Raw genomic sequence first — 19,200 nt, forward strand, 5'->3', positions numbered from 1 at the left:
GCGTCAGATCGGCTGCGTGCGCGCGTCGAGCCACGCCTTCGCGTCGCCGCTCAGGTGCCGGCCGACGCGCTCGCGCACCGTCGCGTGATACGTGTTCAGCCACGCGCGCTCTTCGTCGTGCAGCATCTCGATCAGCACGCAGCGCGTGTCGATCGGGCACAGCGTCAACGTCTCGAACGCGAGGAAATCGCCGAATTCCGTCTGCCCGGCCGCCCGGTTCACGACCAGGTTCTCGATCCGGATGCCCCACTGGCCCGGACGGTACACGCCCGGCTCGATCGACGTGATCATCCCCTCTTCCATCGCCGTGTACGGCTCGGCGGGCGCATAGTGCGAAATGACCTGCGGGCCCTCGTGCACGTTCAGGAAGTAACCGACGCCATGCCCGGTGCCGTGGCCGTAGTCGAGGCCGGCCGCCCACATCGGCGCGCGCGCGATCGCGTCGAGCATCGGCGAGCGGATGCCGCGCGGGAAGCGGGCGCGCGACAGCGCCATCATCGATTTCAGCACGATCGTGAAATCGCGCCGCTGCAGGTCGCTGACGGTGCCGACCGGCACGACGCGCGTGATGTCGGTCGTGCCCGTCACGTACTGGCCGCCCGAATCGATCAGCAGCAGGCCGTCGCCGGCGATCGTCGCGTGCGACTCGCGCGTCGCATGGTAGTGCGGCATCGCGCCGTTCGCGTTGAAGCCGGCGATCGTCGCGAAGCTCGCCGACACATAGCCGGGGCGCCGGGCGCGCGCGGCCGTGAGCTTCTCCTCGATCGTCAGCTCGGTGATCGTCTCGCGATTGACCGCCTGTTCGAACCACGCGAAGAATTCGGCAAGCGCGGCGCCGTCGTGCTCCATCGTCACGCGTACGTGCTCGATCTCGGCGGACGTCTTGCGCGACTTCGCGAACGTCGACGGATTCACGGCCTCGACGAGCTTCACGCCGGCCGGCACGGCCTGGAGCGTGCCGAACGTCACGCGGCGCGGATCGATCAGCAGCGTCGCGCCGTCGGGCAGCGCCGCGAGCGCCGCGCGCGCGGCGTCGTAGGCGCGGACGTCGACGCCATCCTGCGCGAGCGACGCGGCCAGCGCCGGCGACACCTTGCCGTCGGCGACGAACAGCGTCGCGCGATCGGCGCCGATCATTGCGTGCGCAACGAACACCGGATTGAAGTTGACGTCGGCGCCGCGCAGGTTGAACAGCCACGCGAGATCGTCGAGCGTCGACACGAAGTGCCATTGCGCGCCCTGCGCGTGCATCGCGCGGCGCACTTCGGCAAGCTTGCTCGCGCGCGTCGTGTCCGCCTGCGGCGCCACGTGCTCGAAAACCGCATCGCCGGGCAGCCCGGGCCGCTCGGGCCAGATCGCGTCGAGCAGGTCGACGTCGGTACGCAGCGCGATGCCGCGCGCGCTCAGCGCGGCCGTCAGCGCGCGCGCGGCCGCGACGCCGAGCACGGCGCCGTCGACGCCGACCGTCGCGCCCGCCGCCACGTTCTGCGCGAGCCAGTCGACGTGCGGCGCGCTCTGCTGCCCGCCCGTCATCTTCATCAGCTGCACGCCGGTGCCCGCCAGCTCGGCGTCGGCCTGCACCCAGTAGCGGCTGTCGACCCACAACCCCGCGAAATCCGCGGTCACGACCAGCGTGCCGACCGAACCCGTGAAGCCGGACAGCCAGCGGCGCGCCTGCCAGCGTTCGGGCAGGTATTCGGACAGATGGGGATCGGCGGACGGCACGAGATAGGCGGCCAGATTCTCGCGGGCCATGGCGCCGCGCAGCAGCGCGAGGCGGGCCGGCACCGGCGAGACTTCGGGGAGACGGGCATTCATGATTTCACCTGAGAGCATTCAGCGACGGGCCGACAACGCGACCGTCACGGCTACGGCGACGAACGCGACGCCGGTGCAGACCGGCCATTCGAGCGTCTCGCCATCGTAAAACAGTCCCGAGAGATTGCCGACCATGCGGGCGGCGGCCGCGCCCACGATGCCGACGAGCACCGCGATCCACCACGCCGGCCGGGCCGTGCGCCGCATCGGGTGCAGCCAGCGGCCGAACAGCCCGACGGCCGCTCCCAGGACAAGGATTCCAAACCAGTTCATTCGACGCCTTCTATAAATTCAGATTCGTCCCATAGGCGTGAACGTTGCCAGCGGCTAGCATCGATTCATTCATCGAACCCGAGACCAACCGGGCGCCGCGAACGTTCGAGTGTAGGGGCCGACTCGACGTTATGGCAAGCGCGCGCCTGCTGCCGTATTGAAGAAATTCTCATGCGAATCGCTCTGATCGATCCCGAGTCGCGCCATGCCGCACTCCTGAACCGCCTGCTCTTCGCGGGCGGTCACGTGTGTCACGCATTTGCGTCCAGCGCCACATTCTTCGCGTGGCTCGCCGCCGACAACACCTGCGACATGCTGGTCACGGGCCACTGGGCCGGCGACCAGCCGGCGCAGGAAGTCATTCCGCGCGCGCAAGCGGTCCTGCCCGGGTTGCCGGCCATCGCCGTGATGCCGTCGGCGCGCGAGAGCGAAATCGTCTCGTGCCTGCACGCGGGCGCCGACGATTGTCTCGTGCGCCCCGTGAGCGGGCCCGAGTTGCTCGCGCGCGTCAACGCGCTGAGCCGGCGCGCCGGCGTACGCCGCGCACCCGCCCGCTCGCGCGAAATGTATGGCGAATACGCATTCGACGCCACGCATTGCCTCGTGCGTTTCGGCGACGCAATCGTTTCACTGACGCCGAAGGAGTTCCGTTTCGCGCAGTTGCTGCTCACGAACGTGTCGCGGCCCGTGTCGCGCGCCCATATCCTCGAAACGGTGTGGGGGCGCCGCCGCGACATGAAGTCGCGCACGCTCGACACGCACGCGTCCCGGCTGCGCAGCAAATTGCAACTGCTTCCGGAGCGCGGCTACCGGCTGTTGCCGCTCTACGGCTTCGGCTATCAGCTCGACCGCGTGCCGATCGAACCCCCAAATTCACGGCCCCGCCACGCCGATGGCCGGTACGCAGCGAGTGAGGAAATCACCGAAACGCTATAATATGGGGCTAAACGATAGCCCTCGATATGCAACTCCTCACGATCGGAATCAACCACCACACTGCGCCTGTCGCCCTGCGCGAACGCGTGGCGTTTCCGCTCGAGCAAATCAAGCCGGCTCTCGCCACGTTCAAGAACGTGTTTCTCGGCCCGCAGGCGCCCAATACGCCCGAAGCGGCGATCCTCTCCACCTGCAACCGCACCGAACTGTATTGCGCGACCGACGATCGCGCGGCCCGCGAAGGCGCGGTCCGCTGGCTGTCGGAGTATCACCGGATCCCGGTCGACGAGCTCGCGCCGCACGTCTATGCGCTGCCGCAGTCGGAAGCGGTCCGGCACGCGTTCCGCGTCGCGTCCGGCCTGGACTCGATGGTGCTGGGCGAAACCCAGATTCTGGGCCAGATGAAGGACGCCGTTCGCACCGCGACGGAAGCCGGCGCGCTCGGCACCTATCTGAACCAGCTGTTCCAGCGCACGTTCGCGGTGGCCAAGGAAGTGCGCGGCACGACCGAAATCGGCACGCAGTCGGTGTCGATGGCCGCCGCCGCGGTTCGCCTCGCGCAACGGATCTTCGAAAAGGTGTCGGATCAGCGCGTGCTGTTCATCGGCGCCGGCGAGATGATCGAGCTGTGCGCGACGCACTTCGCCGCGCAGGGTCCGCGCGAGCTCGTCGTCGCGAACCGCACGGCCGAACGCGGCCAGCGGCTCGCCGAACGCTTCAACGGCCGCGCGATGCCGCTGGCGGATCTGCCTACCCGCATGCACGAATTCGACATCATCGTGTCGTGCACCGCATCGACGCTGCCGATCATCGGCCTCGGCGCGGTCGAGCGCGCGGTGAAGGCGCGCCGCCACCGGCCGATCTTCATGGTCGACCTCGCGGTGCCGCGCGACATCGAGCCCGAAGTCGGCAAGCTGAAGGACGTGTTCCTTTACACCGTCGACGATCTCGGCGCGATCGTGCGCGAAGGCAACGCGTCGCGCCAGGCCGCGGTCGCTCAAGCCGAGGCGATCATCGAGACGCGCGTGCAGAATTTCATGCAATGGCTCGACACGCGCAGCGTCGTGCCGGTGATCCGTCACATGCATACGCAGGCCGACGCGCTGCGCCGGGCCGAAGTCGAGAAGGCACAGAAGCTGCTCGCGCGCGGGGACGATCCGGCCGCCGTGCTCGAAGCACTGTCGCAGGCGCTGACCAACAAGCTGATCCACGGTCCGACGAGCGCGCTCAACCGCGTCAACGGCGCCGATCGCGATTCGCTGATCGACCTGATGCGCGGCTTCTACCAGCACGCGCCGCGCTCGAACGACCAGTCCGGCCACTAGCGCCGCCCGGTCGCCCTGCCGCCGTCGGCCGTTGTCCCGCCGCCGGCCTATCCTTTCCGAATACCCCTTGCCCGGGAGCGCCGCTCCACACCATGAAGACGAGCATGCAACGCAAGCTCGACCAGCTTTCCACCAGGCTGGCCGAACTCAACGACCTGCTGAGCCGCGAGAACGTCACGGCCGACCTCGACCAGTACCGCAAGCTGACGCGCGAACATGCGGAACTCGGCCCGGTCGTCGAGCAATACGCGTTATGGCGCCAGTCGCGCAGCGACGAAACGGCCGCGCAGGAACTGCTCGCCGATCCGTCGATGCGCGATTTCGCGGAAGACGAAATCCGCAGCGCGCGCGAGGGCATGGCGCGCCTCGAGACCGAGCTGCAGAAGATGCTGCTGCCGAAGGATCCGAACGACGACCGCAACATCTTCCTCGAAATCCGCGCGGGCACGGGCGGCGACGAATCGGCGCTGTTCGCGGGCGACCTGCTGCGCATGTACCTGCGCTTCGCGGAACGCCAGCGCTGGCAGGTCGAGATGATGTCGGAAAGCCCGTCGGATCTCGGCGGCTACAAGGAAGTGATCGTACGCATTGCCGGCCAGGGCGCGTATTCGCGTCTGAAGTTCGAATCGGGCGGCCATCGCGTGCAGCGCGTGCCGGCCACCGAGACGCAGGGGCGCATCCATACATCCGCGTGCACGGTCGCCGTGATGCCGGAAGCCGACGAGATCGGCGAGGTCGAGATCAATCCGGCCGACCTGCGCATCGACACGTTCCGCGCGTCCGGCGCGGGCGGCCAGCACATCAACAAGACCGATTCGGCGGTGCGCGTCACGCACATCCCGACCGGGATCGTCGTCGAGTGCCAGGACGACCGGTCGCAGCACAAGAACAAGGATCGCGCGCTGAAGGTCCTCGCCGCGCGCATCAAGGACAAGCAGTATCACGAGCAGCACGCGAAGGAAGCCGCGACGCGCAAGAGCCTGATCGGCTCCGGCGACCGCTCGGAGCGAATCCGCACGTACAACTTCCCGCAGGGCCGGATGACCGACCACCGGATCAACCTGACGCTGTACCGGCTCGAGGCGATCATGGACGGCGATCTCGACGAACTGATCGGCGCGCTCGTCACCGAGCATCAGGCCGAGCTGCTCGCGTCGCTCGGCGACGCCGACTGAGGCCGCGATGTCCGACGCCACCGCCGACGCCCTGCTGCGCGCCTCGCCGCTCGACCCGGTCGATGCACGCGTGCTGCTCGCGCACGCGCTCGGCTGGACCCGCACGCAACTGATCACGCGCGGCGACGCGCCGCTCGACGCGGCCGCGGTCGAACGCTACCGCGCGCTCGAAGCGCGCCGCGTCGCCGGCGAGCCCGTCGCGCAACTGGTCGGGATGCGCGAGTTCTTCGGCCGCGCGTTCGACGTGACGCCCGACGTGCTGATCCCGCGCCCCGAGACCGAGCTGCTCGTCGAAGCGGCGCTCGATGCGATCGACGGGCTGCCGCATGCGGCCGTGCTCGATCTCGGTACCGGCAGCGGCGCGATCGCCGTGTCGATCGCGGCCGAGCGCCCCGACGCGCGCGTGTGGGCGCTCGACCGTTCGCCGGCCGCGCTCGCGGTCGCGCAACGCAACGCCGACAAGCTGCTAGGCGCGCACCGCCCCGGCGGCCCGCTGCACTGGCTGCAGAGCGACTGGTACGCGGCGCTCGATCCGGCGCTCGCGTTCGATACGATCGTCAGCAACCCGCCGTACATCGCGCAGCACGATCCGCACCTCGCGCAGGGCGACCTGCGTTTCGAGCCGCGCGGCGCGCTCACCGACGATGCCGACGGCCTCAGCGCGATCCGCACGATCGTCGCGGGCGCCGGCGCCTGTCTGAAACCGGGCGGCACGCTGTGGATCGAGCACGGCTACGACCAGGCCGAAGCCGTCCGCGCGATCCTGGCGTCGCACGGCTTCGTCGCGGTGGAATCGCGCGCCGATCTCGCCGCCATCGAACGCACGACCGGCGGCCGCCGGCCGGGCTGATGGCCGGCCCGCCCGGTTGAAATCCGCTATCATTTCGATCTAACGCCCCGCAAACGCAAGGTCAGTCATGGACACCCAACAACGTATCAAGCAAATCGTCGACGAAAACCAGGTCGTGCTCTTCATGAAGGGCAACGCGCAATTCCCGATGTGCGGCTTCTCGGGCCGCGCCGTGCAGGTGCTGAAGGCCTGCGGCGTCGACCAGTTCAAGACGGTCAACGTGCTCGAGGACGACGAAATCCGCCAGGGCATCAAGGCATTCTCGAACTGGCCGACCATCCCGCAGCTCTACGTGAAGGGCGAATTCATCGGCGGCTCGGACATCATGATGGAGATGTACCAGTCGGGCGAACTGCAGCAACTGTTCGCCGCCGCCTGACGCGCGGCACCCGCCCCCTTTTCGATGGCATCTCCCAGCGCGCCGCCACGCCGGCTGATCATCGCGATCACCGGCGCCACCGGCGCGATCTACGGTGTGCGGCTGCTCGACCTGCTGCGCGCCGCCGGCGGCGTCGAAACGCACCTGCTGATTTCGAACGCCGGCTGGCTCAACATCCAGCATGAACTGAAGCTGCCGAAGGCCGACGTCGAAGGCCGTGCGGACGTCGTGCATTCGGTGCGCGACGTCGGCGCGACGATCGCGTCGGGCTCGTTCGCGACCGACGGCATGGTAATCGCGCCCTGTTCGATGAAGACGCTCGCGAGCGTCGCGCACGGGCTGTCCGACAACCTGATCACGCGCGCGGCGGACGTCACGCTGAAGGAGCGCCGCCGTCTCGTGCTGATGGTGCGCGAAACGCCGTTCAACCTCGCCCATCTGCGCAACATGACCGCCGTCACCGAAATGGGCGGCATCGTGTTTCCCCCGCTGCCCGCGTTCTACGCGATGCCCAAGACGATCGAGGAACTCGTCGACCAGACCGTCACGCGTGTCCTCGACCTGTTCGCGCTCAGCGCTCCGCAAACGACGCCGTGGGCCGGCATCCGGCACGCGCAGTAAGTTACGCCTCTTCAGCGCGCATTTCCGCCGATCCACACCGCAACGCCTTCTATTTCACGCGATCCGATGCGAACTGGCACCCGAAAGCCGGACCTCGACGCAATTATCAACGCTCAGGCGTCAATCAAATTCCGGAACACCAATTTATCAATGCACGGTACGCGCCTATAGTCAGCGGCAAACCCTTTTGCAGGTTACCATCATGAACCGCTTGCCTTCGCTGTACCTGTCTCACGGCGCCCCGACGCTGCCGATCGACCCGACGCTGCCGTCCGGCGCGTTCACGCACCTCGGCGCCGAATTGCCGCGCCCGCGTGCGGTGCTGATGCTGTCCGCGCACTGGGGCACGCAACAGCCGGTCGCGAGCGTCGCCGCGCGTCCCGACACGATTCACGACTTCTACGGATTCCCGCAGGCGCTGTACGACATCCGCTATCCGGCGCCGGGCGCCCCCGACGTCGCCGAGCACGCGGCCGCCCTGCTGAACGCGGCCGGCATCGCGACCGCGACGACCGAGCACGGCCTCGATCACGGCGCGTGGGTGCCGATGCTGTTGATGTTTCCGGAAGCCGACGTGCCGGTCGCGCAGTTGTCGATCCAGCCGCGCGCGAACGCCGCGCATCACTTCGCGCTCGGCCGCGCGCTGCGGCCGCTGCGCGACGAAGGCGTGATGGTGATCGGCTCGGGCCAGATCACGCACAACCTGCGCGCCGCCGACTTCGGCGCGGCGCCCGAGGACGCGGACCCGCGCGTCGCGGAATTCACCGACTGGTTCGAGGCGAAACTTGCGTCGCGCGACGTCGACGCGCTGCTCGACTACCGCCGGCAGGCACCGCACGCGGCGCTGATGCATCCGACCGACGAGCACCTGCTGCCGGTCTTCACGGCACTCGGTGCGGCGGACGACGACTACCGGCTCGGCATCCAGTCGCTCGGCACCTACCAGCGCGTGCTCGCGATGACGAACTACGTGTTCGCGAACGCCGGCGCCTGAACCTGGACGGCGGCGCGACCGCCGGCCAGCAAAAAGCCCGTCCGAGCATCGCTCGGACGGGCTTTTTTCACTGCATCCTGCCGCCGCCGAATCCGGCGGCAGGCCGGGCGTCAGACACCGACGCCTTCGAGAATCTCGTCGTGCGACTCGCGCTCGTCGAGATACTGGGTCCGGTAACCGGTATTCACGCCCCAGAAGTAGAACACCAGCGAGATCGCCGCGACGATCAGCATGTCCCAGCCGTACGGCAGGTAGCCGTAGCCGCCGAATTCCTTGCTGCCGATCAGCGACAGCACGGCCATCGTCGGCAGGTACGCGACCAGCCACCACGCGGCCTTCAGGTCGGCACCCCAGCCGGTCCAGCCCGACTTCGCCTGGAAGTAGAAGTACACCGGCAGCGCGACGATCATCAGCAGAATGATTTCGCCCGTCAGCGGCCACTTCGCCCAGTACAGGATCAGCGACGCGCACACGAACGCGAACGGGGCGATCAGCTTCATCAGCGGAATCGACAGCGGACGCTCGATGTCGGTCGCCGCGCGGCGCAGCGCCATCAGGCTGATCGGGCCCGTCAGGTACGAGATCACCGTCGCGACCGAGATCACCGCCGCGAGCGAACTCCAGCCGCGGAAGAAGAACAGGAAGATGAACGACACGAGCAGGTTGAACCACATCGCCTGACGCGGCACGCCGTAGATCGGGTGCACGTTGCCGAACATCTTCGGCATCGTGTTGTTGCGCTCCATCGCGTAGATCATGCGGGTCGTCGTCGCCATGTAGGTCGTACCGGTGCCGCTCGGGCTGATGAACGCGTCGACGTACAGCAGGATCGCGAGCCAGTTCAGGTTCAGCGCGATCGCGAGTTCCGCGAACGGCGACGAGAAGTCGAAGTGCGCCCAGCCCTTCGCGACGTCCGCCGGGTTCACCGAGCCGATGTAGGCCATCTGCAGCAGCACGTAGATCACGAGCGCGAGCAGGATCGACGTGATCACCGCGAACGGCACGCTGCGCGACGGATTGCGCGCTTCACCGGCCAGGTTCACCGGGCTCTGGAAGCCGTTGAACGCGAACACGATGCCGCTCGTCGCGACCGCAGTCAGCACGGCCGACCAGCCGTACGGCGCGAAGCTCGCGTTGGAGGCGGTACCGAGGTTCTCCGAATGGAAGCTCGTCAGCATCAGGCCGAGGATCGTGAGGCCCGGGATCAGGAACTTGAAGATCGTGATCGCGGTGTTCGCCCGCGCGAACGCCTTGACGCCCCAGTAGTTCAGCATGAAGTAGATGACGACCAGCACGGCCGACAGCAGCAGGCCTGGGGTCGTCAACTCGCCGTTCACGAACAGCGCGTGCGCCCATGGATACGGCCACGTGCTCATATACTGGATCGACGCTTCGGCCTCGATCGGGATCACGGATACGATCGCGATCCAGTTGGCCCATGCACTGATGAAACCCACCAGCGAACCGTGCGAGTAGCGCGCGTAACGCACCATGCCGCCCGACTCGGGGAACATCGCGCCCAGTTCCGCATACGTCAGCGCAATCGCGAGAATGACGACAGCGCCGATGATCCAGGCGCAGATCGCCGCCGGACCGGCGATCTTCGCGGCTTTCCAGGCACCGAACAGCCAGCCCGAGCCGATAATCGAACCCAGCCCCGTCAGCATCAATGCAAACGGGCCGATGTTCCGTTGAATAGAACTCTTCACATCCTCTCCTGTGTCTCAAAAAGCATGGTCGGCCTGCTGTCCGGGATCGGCTCGGACTGCACCGCGCACGCATTCTTGGGGGGACGGTTGCCCGATCGGGGCAACCCGTCCACGCGGCGCGTAGTTTAACGGTTGCACCTTAAACGTGGCGCCAAAATCGATCGGCCCCTACAAAAAATTCGCATCGCTTGCAAGCTTTGTAAACCTGATCTCCGCAATAACCCTGATAGCATGGGAATACGGTTGACCGTCAGACGGATTAGCCGTATAAAGGACTTCGCAGGATTTCAAGTGGCGAGTGAATTGGTTCTTTCGTAGTTCGCCCATCAACGGTACTCCGGTTGGTCCTATTACCCCTTCCTTGATTTTCCGCACCCCATGGGCTTCGGCCCCGTTTTATCTTTTTAGGAACAAGTAACATGGCAACCGGTACCGTCAAGTGGTTCAATGACGCAAAGGGCTTCGGCTTCATCACCCCGGAAGGCGGCGGCGACGATCTGTTCGCGCACTTCTCGGAAATCCGCGTCGAAGGCTTCAAGACGCTGCAAGAAAACCAGAAGGTTGAATTCGAAGTGAAGACGGGCCCGAAGGGTCTGCAAGCTGCGAACATCCGTCCGGTCTAAGCTTGGCGCGATCATTCGTGTAAAAAAGCCCCGCTTCGGCGGGGCTTTTTGTTTTTGGGCGCCGATCGTCCGGCCGGCGTGGCGACCTTTTGGCCGCCCGCCCTTCAGCCGAACAATCGCTGCGCGTGAATCCCGAGGCCCGTCGCGACACTCGCGAGGCGATCGCCGAACACCGGCTGCGCATCCGGGAACGCGCCGGCGAGCGCCCCCGACAGGAACGCGAGCCCCGTCGAACCGCCGGTGAAATACAGCGCACCGACATCGCGCGGCGCCACGCCCGCGAGCCGCACCGTCTCGCGCGCGGCGTCGACGATGCGCGCGGTGTCGTCGCGGCTCGCCTCGACGAGGCGATCGGCGTCGAACGCGATCTGCAGATCCTCTTCCACGTCGTTCAGGTCGATCATCGTCTCCCCGCCCGCCGCGACGCCGATCTTTGCTTCTTCCGCCCGCGCCATCAGCGCGTGCCCGAGCCGCTGCTCGACCACGCTCGTGAGCCGGTCGTACTGCCGCACGTCCTGATACAGGTGCTTCATCAGCTTCAGCTCGCCGATTCGCTTCGGCGTGTAGACGGTGTTGATCAGGTGCCAGGTCGCGAGATCGAAGTAGATCTTGTTCGGCAGCTCGCGCCCTTCCGGGTCGAGCGCACGATAGCCGAATGCGGGCAGGATCGCCGCGAGCTCGACGCGCCGGTCGTAGTCGGTGCCCGCGACGTGCACGCCGTGGTGCGCCAGCACGTCGTCCTTGCGCTCCAGCCGGGCCATCCGCTCCGGGCCGACACGCACGAGCGAGAAGTCGGACGTGCCGCCGCCGATGTCGGCCACGAGCACGAGGCGCTCCGCCGACTGGCGCGACTCGTAGTCGAACGCGGCGGCGATCGGTTCGTACTGGAAGTGAACGTGCGCGAAGCCGACCGATCGCGCGGCCGCCTCGAGCTGATCCTGGGCGAGGCGGTCGGCGCGCGGATCGTCGTCGACGAAGAACACCGGCCGGCCGAGCACCGCGCGGCCGATCGGCGCGCCCGCACACGCTTCGGCCTTGCGCTTCAGGTGCATCAGGAAGCGCGCGATGATTTCGGTGTACGCGATCGCGCTGCCGTCGCCGAGATCGGTGGTCGTTTCCGCGAGCGGCGAGCCGAGGATGCTCTTCATCGAGCGCATCAGCCGGCCGTCGAAACCGTCGATATAGGAGGCCAGCGCCGCCCGGCCGTATTCGACCGTCTCTTCGTCGTTGTTGAAGAAGATCGCGGTGGGCAGCGTCAGGTGGTCGCCCTCGACGGGCGCGAGGCGCATGCCATCGCCGTCGGGCAGCGCCACGGCGGAATTGGACGTGCCGAAATCGATCGCGCAGTAAGTCATGGGAAATTGCCGCAGCAGGGCCGGCGCGAAAACGGAAAGGACGGGCTTTTTAACATGAAGCCCGCGGGATCACAACCGGGGCCGGCCGCCGGCGCCGCGCAACGGTCGCCGGCGGCGACGGCGCGCCGCGTGGCGCGCCGGGGGAACCTGCGCGGTGCAGGATGCGCGGCGACGCACCCTGCCCGCCCGCGCGGTCAGGCTGCCGCGTCGAAGCTCTTCTTCCAAGCACCCGCGTAGACGACTTCGCCGATCGCATGGCGCGTGCGCGGCGCCTTCTCGCGATCGCGCAGCACGGGATCGAGCTTGTCGACGTTGCCGTAGTGGCCGAGCGAGATGATCGACACGATCGCGACGTCCGCCGGAATCGCGAACGCGTCGCGGAATGCCTTCGCGTCGAAACCGCTCATCTGATGCGCGGCGAGGCCGAGCGCGTGCGCCTGCAGCACCAGCGACATCGCGGCGGCGCCGGCGTCGTACAGCGCGGTCGGCGCCGGCTCGCCCTTCGGCGTGAGCGTGTGCGCGGTCACGGCGATGAGCACTGGCGCCGGCGCATTCCAGCCCTGGTTGAACGGCACCAGCGTCGCGAACGCGCGCTTGAACGCGTCTTCGTCCTGGGTGCGATCGAATACGATGAAACGCCACGGTTGCGCGTTGTACGCGGACGGGGCCCAGCGTGCCGCTTCGAGCACCGCGTGGAGATCGCCGGCGCTGACGGGTTCATCCGAATACGCGCGCGGGCTCCAGCGGCCCGCGATCAGATCGTGAATCGAAACAGTGGTGGGAGCAGGTTTGACGGACATGCGGTTCCTCGCTGACATCGATGAAGGGGCGCGAACGCCCCGGCGAACAGCAAGCATACCTGCTTGAACGGTTGCGCGCCCGATCCTGCCGCGCTATGCAAATCTCCTTGCGTGCAATGGCCGGCCGCGGTGCAGGCGGCCGGTCGATCCACCGCGATCAGGCTGCCTGCGCGGCCGCGCGCGACGGACCGCGGTTGATCCGCAACACGATCAGCGCCCCGACGATGCACAGCCCGCCCGAGATCATCGACGCGATCGTGTAGGTGCCGAGGCTCGCGCGCAGCAGCCCGGCGCCGAGCGCCGCGAATGCCGCGCCGAGCTGGTGGCCGGCGACGATCCAGCCGAACACGACCGGTGCCGCCGCCTTGCCGAACACGTCGGTCGCGAGTCGCACGGTAGGCGGCACGGTCGCGATCCAGTCGAGTCCGTAGAACATCGCGAACAGCGGCAGCCCGAAGAAATCGATCCCGAACGCGTGCGGCAGATAGATCAGCGACAGCCCGCGCAGCCCGTAGTACCAGAACAGCAGCACGCGGTTGTCGTAACGGTCGGACAGCCAGCCCGACAGCGTCGTGCCGAACAGGTCGAATATGCCCATCGCCGCGAGCAGCGACGCGCCCTGTACTTCGGTCATCCCGTAGTCGCTGCACATCGCGATCAGGTGCGTGCCGACGTAGCCGTTGGTGCTCGCGCCGCAGATGAAGAAACTGAAGAACAGCAGCCAGAAGTCGCGCGAGCGGCTCGCCGTCAACAGCGTGCGGAACGCGACCGCGAGCGGGTTCTCCTTCGTCGTGTCGGCCGCGGGCGGCGCATCGGCGGGCTCGCCGTACGGGCGCAGTTGCACGTCGGCAGGCCGCTCCGGGAGCAGGAACGCGACGAGCGGAATCACGATCGCGGCCGCCACCGCGACGACCAGCACGACCGGCCGCCAGCCATGGCGCTGCGCGATCGCCGCGAGCATCGGCAGGAACACGAGCTGCCCGGTGGCCGTGCTCGCGGTCAGGATCCCCATCACGAGGCCACGCCGCGCATGGAACCAGCGCGTGACGAAGGTCGCGGACAGCGTCAGCGCGACGACGCCCGTCGAGCAGCCGACCATCAGCCCCCAGATCACGACCATCTGCCAGCTCTGCGTCATCATCGACGACAGCGCGACGCCCGCGCCCATCGTCACGAGCGCGGTGAGGATCGTCGGGCGCAGCCCGAAGCGCTGCATCGCGGCGGCCGCGAACGGGCCCGTCAGCCCATATAGCGCGATGTTCACCGAGATCGCCAGCGAAATCGCCGCGCGGCTCCAGCCGAGCTCGCGTTCGAGCGGTACCATCAGCACGCTCGGCGTCGCGCGTGTGCCGGCCGCCGCCAGCAGGATCAGGAATACCACCGCCGCCGCGAGCCATCCGTAATGGAAGCGCCCGCCGATTCGTGTCACTGCCCAATTCATTTTCGCGTTCTCCAGTTGGCGGGCGCCGGCGCCATCGCACCCGCGCCGCCCGACCAGGCCACCTCCGCCACGCATTTCAACATCGGCTGACCCGGGCCGACGCTCGGCATTCGTCTGTTGATCCGGATGCGATTGTTACCGACCGGTCACAACCGTGTTGCGATCGTAGTTACCAGTCGGTAACATGTCAAGCAATCCATTATGTCGTCGAGGGTCATCATGTCGGGCATCGAGGTCGCCAAACCGTCGGCGCGGCGCACGCGCCGGCCGATCGACGGCGCCACCGCGCAGGAACACCTGCTGCGTGCCGCCGAGGAATTGTTTTACAAGGAAGGCGTGCGGACGGTCGGCGTCGAGGCGGTGGTGGAGCGCGCCGGGGTCAACAAGATGAGCCTGTACCGCCAGTTCGCGTCGAAGGACGAGCTGATCCTCGCTTATCTGGAGCGGATGGACGCGTGCTTCTTCGAGCGGCTCGATACGAGCGCCGCGAAGCATCCGGGGCAACCGAAGGCGCAGTTGATCCAGTATTTCGTCGACCTCGCCGAGCGGGCGACGCAAAAGGACTATCGCGGCTGCCCGTTCGTCAACGTGGCCGCCGAATTCCCGGATGCATCGCACCCGGCGCGCGAACGCGTCGCGCAGAACAAGGAGCAGCTGATGAAACGGCTCGTCGCGCTGTGCGAAGGCGCCGGCGCGCGGCAACCGAAGGCGCTGGCCGATGCGCTCGCGCTGGTGGTCGAAGGCATCTACGCGGCGAGCCAGACCTACCGGCACGGCGAAACGCCGATCGGCACCGCGCCCGCGCTCGTCACGCAGTTGATCGAAGCGGCCTGCGCGTGACGGATCGCATGCATTCGTCGCCGGCGCGCCCGCTACAATGCGGCCCTCTTCGCCCTTGCGCCCGACTGGTATCACGATGACCGACACCCGCCCCGACTCGCACGACGACATCCTCGCCGCCACGCGGCACTGGCTGGCACGCGCGGTGATCGGGCTCAACCTGTGCCCGTTCGCGAAAAGCGTCTATGTGAAGGAACAGGTGCGCTACGCGATCAGCGAAGCGACGACGCTGGAAGACGCGCTCGCCGAACTCGAAACCGAGCTGCGCGCGCTGGAAGCGGCGGATCCGCGGCAGGTCGACACGACGCTCGTGATCTACCCGCACGCGTTCGCCGATTTCGTCGACTACAACGATGCGTTGTTCTTCGCCGAGCGGCTCGTGCAGCAGTTGCGACTCGACGGCGTGCTGCAGATCGCGAGCTTCCATCCGCAATACCGGTTCGACGGCACCGAACCCGACGACATCGAGAACTACACGAACCGCGCGCCCTACCCGATCCTGCACCTGCTGCGCGAGGACAGCATCGCGCGCGCGGTCGATGCGTTCCCGGACGCGTCCGCGATCTACGAAAAGAATCAGGAAACGCTGCGCCGCCTCGGCCACGAAGGCTGGCGCGAATGGATGCGCCGCCCGGGCGACGACGTGTGACGCGGCGTGCAACGTGCAACGTGCGGCGTGCGGCGTGCAACGCGCGCGGCGCGGGCGCCATGCCCGCCCGGCCGCGCGTTCGCCCGTCAGCCTTCGGCCGGCTCGGCCGCGGCGTCGCCCGCCGCCGAGGCCTGCGCGACGAAGAAACGCTCGTTCAGTTCGGCGAGCCCGAACATCCCGAGGATCTCGTTCAGCCGCTCGCCGGGCCTGCGGCGCGGCAGGTTCTTGTACTGCGCGATGATCAGCTCGTTCTTCATCGAATGCTCCCAGCCGACCAGCTCGGTCACGCTGACCTGGTAGCCGTGCGCTTCGAGCTGCAGGCAGCGCAGCACGTTGGTGATCTGGCTGCCGAATTCTCGCGTATGGAGCGGATGGCGCCACACCTCGGTCAGCGCATTCGCGAGCGACTTGCCCTTGTTCTTGCGCAGCACGCCCGCGACTTCCGCCTGGCAGCACGGCACCAGTACGATGTGCTGCGCGCGCTTCGCGAGCGCGAAGCGGATCGCGTCGTCGGTCGCGGTGTCGCACGCGTGCAGCGCGGTGACGACGTCGACCATATCGGGCAGTTGCGGCGACGTGATGGAATCGGCAACCGACAGGTTCAGGAACGACATGCCGCCGAACCCGAGCCGCGCGGCGAGCTCGGTCGAACGCGTGACGAGTTCCTCGCGCGTCTCGATGCCGTACACGTGCGACGCGAACGCCGGCGTGCCGTGCCCCGGCTGCTGCTTGAAGAACAGGTCGTACAGGATGAAGCCGAGATACGACTTGCCGGCGCCGTGATCGACGAGCGTCACGTGGCCCTTGTCGGCCTGCACGCCGGCGAGCAGCGGCTCGATGAACTGGAACAGGTGATAGACCTGCTTCAGCTTGCGGCGGCTGTCCTGGTTCAGCTTCCCGTCGCGGGTGAGGATGTGCAGTTCCTTCAGCAGCTCGACGGACTGCTCCGGGCGGATTTCGTGGGTCTTGTTCGACATCGTGAAGCGGCGCCGGGCCACGGTCGGTCGACCACGGCCCGGCGGCGAAAATTCGTGAGGAATGGCGACAGTTTACCGAAAATACGCGGTCAGGCCCGCGCGCCGAGGCGCCAGAGCGACGTGACCTCGGCGCGGCGCGCCGCGTGCAGCGGATCGTCGGCGTCCGTCGACTTCGGGTGCGCGGGGCGGATGTCGTCGCGGCCGAGCACGACGAGGCCGGCCTCGTCGATCCATTGCAGCAAGGTTTCGCGCGGCCGCAGGCCGAGATGCTCGGCGAAATCGGACAGGATCAGCCAACCCTCGCCGCCCCGCTCCAGATGCGCGGCCAGCCCCGCGAGGAAACCGCGCAGCATGCGGCTGTCAGGATCGTAGACCGCGTATTCGATCGGCGCGCTCGGCCGGGCCGGCACCCACGGCGGATTGCACACCACGAGCGGCGCCCGGCCGGACGGAAACAGGTCGGCCTCGACGATCTCGACGTGGCCCGCATGACCGAGCCGCGCGACGTTCTCGCGCGCGCAGGCGAGCGCGCGCGGATCCTGGTCGGTCGCGACGACGCGCTCGACGCCGCGTGACGCAAGCACCGCCGCCAGCACGCCGGTGCCCGTGCCGATATCGAACGCGAGCGACGTCGCCGGCAGCGGCGCGCGCGCGACGAGCTCGACGTATTCGCCGCGCACCGGCGAGAACACGCCGTAGTGCGGATGGATCGGCGCGCCGCCGAGCGCCGGAATCGGCACGCCCTTCTTGCGCCACTCGTGCGCGCCGACGAGGCCGAGCAGTTCGCGCAGCGACACGACCGACGGCGCGCCGCCGGGGCCGTATGCTTCCTCGCAGGCGGCACGCACGTCGGGCGCGCGGCGCAGCGGGATCGTGTAATCGGCGTCGAGCGGGATCAGCAACATGCCGAGCGTGCGGGCACGCTGCGATTGCGCGAGGCGATGCAGATTGAAGGCGTCGACGCCGGCCGCGGCTTTCGCCTTCTTCGGCTTGCGTTCGACGCGGCGCGCCATCGCCTGCACGAGCTGGCGCGCATTCTGGAAGTCGCCCTGCCAGACGAGCGCGGTGCCCTCGCATGCGAGGCGGTAGGCCGCGTCGGCGGTGAGGCCGTCGTCGGCGGGCACCGCGCGCTTCGGCGGTTGCACGCCGGCCTCGGAGCGCCAGCGCACGGCATGATCGACGCCGTCGGCGTCGGTCCAGTGGAAAACGGGGGAATCGGTCACGCGAACTCGGTTACGGTTGGCTTCAACGGCGGCGAGAATTCACCGCGCGGACCACACCATACCGCGCTTTGCCCGACCCGGCAAAACAGGCGCCGCGACGGCCGCCCGAAGGCATTCGTTGCGGCGCAAGCGTCGATCAGGCGAGATCGTGGGTTTCCGCACCGGGCGCATCGCGCTTGACGGCCGCGATGCCGTTCTCGCGTGCCTGCACGCTGCTGTACGTTTCGCTCGTACCGATGACCTGGTGGTTCGCTGCTTTCAGATTGAACATCGGCTCGCCGTTGTGGGCGAGCTTGCGCTCGTAGCGCTCGTCCAGCGGCGCATTTTCCCGCACGGACGCGATCCCGTTTTTCGCGCCGCCTTTCTCCTCGTACCGCTCGCTCGCGAGGATGATCTCGCCGTTCGCCGACTTCAGGTGGAAGTAGTACTGGCCGTTCGTGGCCTTCTTGAGCTCGAATTTTGCCGCCATGAATTTCCCCTAAAAGAATGTCCGACCCTCGGACATCGGCAAGTGTAAGGGGTCGCGTCGACAAAAATCGAGATCTCGCGCGGATAAGCATTAAAGACTGTCAAATGGTGAATTTTTCGACACATTTAGCCGACGTTGAATGCATCCCGGCGACCTAGCCGCCCCACCCCGGCATGGCGGGCAGACGGAGCGTGCCCGCGTCGTTGAAGTGCACGGCGCCCAGCCCGCTGCCGGCGAGCCGGCCGCGCAGCGCATACGGCAACTCGCCGTTCGCGGCCGCGCCCGGCAGGTTCCACGCCTGCCGCGCGGCGGCGAAGGCCGATACCGATACGGGCACGTCGAGCACGGCCTCGCCGAACCGCGGCACGGTGCCCGCCCGATCGCTGACGCCGCTCGCGAACGGCGCACCGTTCAGGTCGAGCGCGACCGAGATGCCGTCGTAGTCGATCGGCGCATCGTTCGGATTCTGCACGCGCAACTTCAGGCTGAAGCGCATCTCGAGGCCCTGCCCGACGAGCGGGTCGAGCCCGGCGACCGACACGCGCACGGGCTCGCGCGTGAACCCCGCGCAACCGCCCAGCAGGAACACGGCCGCGAACAGCAGCAGCACGGCGCGCAGCGGCGCGATACGGAAAAGGGCGCGTGACATGGAAGGGCCTCCTCGCGGTGATCGGTGAACGGGTCGTCAATGCATTGTACCGACCGCGCCATCCTTCACCGGATTTCGTAGTTTCGGCAGCGCC

20 protein-coding genes are annotated in these 19,200 nt (G+C 67.6%); 10 read left to right on the forward strand and 10 right to left on the reverse strand.

Annotation, left to right across the window (positions count from 1 at the left end):
• Positions 1–3 precede the first annotated feature (3 nt).
• Positions 4–1,818, reverse strand: coding sequence for an aminopeptidase P family protein (locus KPB06_RS22265; RefSeq protein WP_059577083.1), 1,815 nt, complete (start codon positions 1,816–1,818; stop codon positions 4–6).
• Between the two features lie 18 nt (positions 1,819–1,836).
• On the reverse strand, positions 1,837–2,091 hold the full coding sequence (locus KPB06_RS22270) for a DUF1129 domain-containing protein (RefSeq protein ID WP_059577086.1): 255 nt from the start codon (positions 2,089–2,091) through the stop codon (positions 1,837–1,839).
• A gap of 171 nt (positions 2,092–2,262) precedes the next feature.
• Between KPB06_RS22270 and KPB06_RS22275 the strand changes: the two genes are divergently transcribed.
• The 7 genes from KPB06_RS22275 to KPB06_RS22305 all read left to right on the forward strand — a co-directional run bounded on the left by KPB06_RS22275 (position 2,263) and on the right by KPB06_RS22305 (position 8,371).
• Complete coding sequence (locus KPB06_RS22275) at positions 2,263–3,027, forward strand: response regulator transcription factor (protein ID WP_059577089.1); 765 nt, start codon at positions 2,263–2,265, stop codon at positions 3,025–3,027.
• Positions 3,028–3,053: 26 nt separating this feature from the next.
• Positions 3,054–4,352: a glutamyl-tRNA reductase gene (gene hemA, locus KPB06_RS22280; RefSeq protein ID WP_059577092.1), complete on the forward strand. Its 1,299-nt coding sequence runs from the start codon at positions 3,054–3,056 to the stop codon at positions 4,350–4,352.
• 92 nt (positions 4,353–4,444) lie between these two features.
• The gene (gene prfA, locus KPB06_RS22285) at positions 4,445–5,527 is read left to right on the forward strand and encodes a peptide chain release factor 1 (RefSeq protein WP_059577095.1); all 1,083 of its coding nucleotides are present in this window, start codon (positions 4,445–4,447) and stop codon (positions 5,525–5,527) included.
• Positions 5,528–5,534: 7 nt separating this feature from the next.
• Entirely contained in the window at positions 5,535–6,377 is an 843-nt protein-coding gene (gene prmC, locus KPB06_RS22290; protein WP_059577097.1) for a peptide chain release factor N(5)-glutamine methyltransferase, read from the forward strand.
• A gap of 67 nt (positions 6,378–6,444) precedes the next feature.
• Entirely contained in the window at positions 6,445–6,756 is a 312-nt protein-coding gene (gene grxD / locus KPB06_RS22295; RefSeq protein WP_006477066.1) for a Grx4 family monothiol glutaredoxin, read from the forward strand.
• A gap of 24 nt (positions 6,757–6,780) precedes the next feature.
• Entirely contained in the window at positions 6,781–7,377 is a 597-nt protein-coding gene (locus KPB06_RS22300; protein ID WP_059577100.1) for a UbiX family flavin prenyltransferase, read from the forward strand.
• A gap of 202 nt (positions 7,378–7,579) precedes the next feature.
• Positions 7,580–8,371, forward strand: coding sequence for a DODA-type extradiol aromatic ring-opening family dioxygenase (locus KPB06_RS22305; protein ID WP_059577102.1), 792 nt, complete (start codon positions 7,580–7,582; stop codon positions 8,369–8,371).
• 110 nt (positions 8,372–8,481) lie between these two features.
• On the opposite strand, the gene KPB06_RS22310 is transcribed toward KPB06_RS22305, so the two are convergent.
• Positions 8,482–10,080 (reverse strand): APC family permease, encoded by a 1,599-nt coding sequence (locus tag KPB06_RS22310; protein WP_059577105.1) that lies wholly within the window; start codon positions 10,078–10,080, stop codon positions 8,482–8,484.
• Between the two features lie 419 nt (positions 10,081–10,499).
• Between KPB06_RS22310 and KPB06_RS22315 the strand changes: the two genes are divergently transcribed.
• Positions 10,500–10,703, forward strand: a complete 204-nt coding sequence (locus KPB06_RS22315; protein ID WP_006477070.1) for a cold-shock protein — start codon at positions 10,500–10,502, stop codon at positions 10,701–10,703.
• 104 nt (positions 10,704–10,807) lie between these two features.
• Here KPB06_RS22315 and KPB06_RS22320 read toward each other — a convergent pair whose 3' ends face one another.
• The 3 genes from KPB06_RS22320 to KPB06_RS22330 all read right to left on the reverse strand — a co-directional run bounded on the left by KPB06_RS22320 (position 10,808) and on the right by KPB06_RS22330 (position 14,299).
• Positions 10,808–12,058: an Hsp70 family protein gene (locus KPB06_RS22320; protein ID WP_059577108.1), complete on the reverse strand. Its 1,251-nt coding sequence runs from the start codon at positions 12,056–12,058 to the stop codon at positions 10,808–10,810.
• Positions 12,059–12,252: 194 nt separating this feature from the next.
• Positions 12,253–12,858, reverse strand: a complete 606-nt coding sequence (locus tag KPB06_RS22325) for a nitroreductase family protein (protein ID WP_059577111.1) — start codon at positions 12,856–12,858, stop codon at positions 12,253–12,255.
• A gap of 157 nt (positions 12,859–13,015) precedes the next feature.
• On the reverse strand, positions 13,016–14,299 hold the full coding sequence (locus KPB06_RS22330) for an MFS transporter (protein ID WP_059577114.1): 1,284 nt from the start codon (positions 14,297–14,299) through the stop codon (positions 13,016–13,018).
• Positions 14,300–14,518: 219 nt separating this feature from the next.
• Between KPB06_RS22330 and KPB06_RS22335 the strand changes: the two genes are divergently transcribed.
• Both KPB06_RS22335 and KPB06_RS22340 read left to right on the forward strand, forming a co-directional pair.
• Complete coding sequence (locus KPB06_RS22335; protein WP_059577116.1) at positions 14,519–15,139, forward strand: TetR/AcrR family transcriptional regulator; 621 nt, start codon at positions 14,519–14,521, stop codon at positions 15,137–15,139.
• Between the two features lie 76 nt (positions 15,140–15,215).
• Positions 15,216–15,788, forward strand: a complete 573-nt coding sequence (locus KPB06_RS22340) for a DUF1415 domain-containing protein (RefSeq protein WP_059577119.1) — start codon at positions 15,216–15,218, stop codon at positions 15,786–15,788.
• An 86-nt stretch (positions 15,789–15,874) separates the two neighbouring features.
• On the opposite strand, the gene KPB06_RS22345 is transcribed toward KPB06_RS22340, so the two are convergent.
• The 4 genes from KPB06_RS22345 to KPB06_RS22360 all read right to left on the reverse strand — a co-directional run bounded on the left by KPB06_RS22345 (position 15,875) and on the right by KPB06_RS22360 (position 19,106).
• Positions 15,875–16,765, reverse strand: a complete 891-nt coding sequence (locus KPB06_RS22345) for a class I SAM-dependent methyltransferase (RefSeq protein ID WP_059577392.1) — start codon at positions 16,763–16,765, stop codon at positions 15,875–15,877.
• Positions 16,766–16,854: 89 nt separating this feature from the next.
• On the reverse strand, positions 16,855–17,988 hold the full coding sequence (locus KPB06_RS22350; RefSeq protein ID WP_059577122.1) for a methyltransferase: 1,134 nt from the start codon (positions 17,986–17,988) through the stop codon (positions 16,855–16,857).
• 136 nt (positions 17,989–18,124) lie between these two features.
• Entirely contained in the window at positions 18,125–18,457 is a 333-nt protein-coding gene (locus KPB06_RS22355) for a YegP family protein (RefSeq protein WP_059577125.1), read from the reverse strand.
• A gap of 154 nt (positions 18,458–18,611) precedes the next feature.
• Positions 18,612–19,106, reverse strand: coding sequence for an LEA/WHy family protein (locus tag KPB06_RS22360; RefSeq protein WP_059577128.1), 495 nt, complete (start codon positions 19,104–19,106; stop codon positions 18,612–18,614).
• Positions 19,107–19,200 lie beyond the last annotated feature (94 nt).

It is taken from the genome of Burkholderia semiarida (genome assembly GCF_029268935.1).
GTDB lineage: Bacteria > Pseudomonadota > Gammaproteobacteria > Burkholderiales > Burkholderiaceae > Burkholderia > Burkholderia semiarida.

Bases quoted from the DNA above. Each gene is read 5' to 3' on its own strand.
- KPB06_RS22325 (WP_059577111.1), bottom strand. From the start codon at position 12,858: ATGTCCGTCAAACCTGCTCCCACCACTGTTTCGATTCACGATCTGATC.
- KPB06_RS22335 (WP_059577116.1), top strand. From the start codon at position 14,519: ATGTCGGGCATCGAGGTCGCCAAACCGTCGGCGCGGCGCACGCGCCGG.
- KPB06_RS22300 (WP_059577100.1), top strand. From the start codon at position 6,781: ATGGCATCTCCCAGCGCGCCGCCACGCCGGCTGATCATCGCGATCACC.
- KPB06_RS22320 (WP_059577108.1), bottom strand. From the start codon at position 12,058: ATGACTTACTGCGCGATCGATTTCGGCACGTCCAATTCCGCCGTGGCG.
- KPB06_RS22275 (WP_059577089.1), top strand. From the start codon at position 2,263: ATGCGAATCGCTCTGATCGATCCCGAGTCGCGCCATGCCGCACTCCTG.
- KPB06_RS22340 (WP_059577119.1), top strand. From the start codon at position 15,216: ATGACCGACACCCGCCCCGACTCGCACGACGACATCCTCGCCGCCACG.
- prmC (WP_059577097.1), top strand. From the start codon at position 5,535: ATGTCCGACGCCACCGCCGACGCCCTGCTGCGCGCCTCGCCGCTCGAC.
- KPB06_RS22355 (WP_059577125.1), bottom strand. From the start codon at position 18,457: ATGGCGGCAAAATTCGAGCTCAAGAAGGCCACGAACGGCCAGTACTAC.
- prfA (WP_059577095.1), top strand. From the start codon at position 4,445: ATGAAGACGAGCATGCAACGCAAGCTCGACCAGCTTTCCACCAGGCTG.
- KPB06_RS22345 (WP_059577392.1), bottom strand. From the start codon at position 16,765: ATGTCGAACAAGACCCACGAAATCCGCCCGGAGCAGTCCGTCGAGCTG.
- KPB06_RS22360 (WP_059577128.1), bottom strand. From the start codon at position 19,106: ATGTCACGCGCCCTTTTCCGTATCGCGCCGCTGCGCGCCGTGCTGCTG.
- KPB06_RS22315 (WP_006477070.1), top strand. From the start codon at position 10,500: ATGGCAACCGGTACCGTCAAGTGGTTCAATGACGCAAAGGGCTTCGGC.
- KPB06_RS22305 (WP_059577102.1), top strand. From the start codon at position 7,580: ATGAACCGCTTGCCTTCGCTGTACCTGTCTCACGGCGCCCCGACGCTG.
- KPB06_RS22265 (WP_059577083.1), bottom strand. From the start codon at position 1,818: ATGAATGCCCGTCTCCCCGAAGTCTCGCCGGTGCCGGCCCGCCTCGCG.
- KPB06_RS22270 (WP_059577086.1), bottom strand. From the start codon at position 2,091: ATGAACTGGTTTGGAATCCTTGTCCTGGGAGCGGCCGTCGGGCTGTTC.
- KPB06_RS22330 (WP_059577114.1), bottom strand. From the start codon at position 14,299: ATGAATTGGGCAGTGACACGAATCGGCGGGCGCTTCCATTACGGATGG.
- grxD (WP_006477066.1), top strand. From the start codon at position 6,445: ATGGACACCCAACAACGTATCAAGCAAATCGTCGACGAAAACCAGGTC.
- hemA (WP_059577092.1), top strand. From the start codon at position 3,054: ATGCAACTCCTCACGATCGGAATCAACCACCACACTGCGCCTGTCGCC.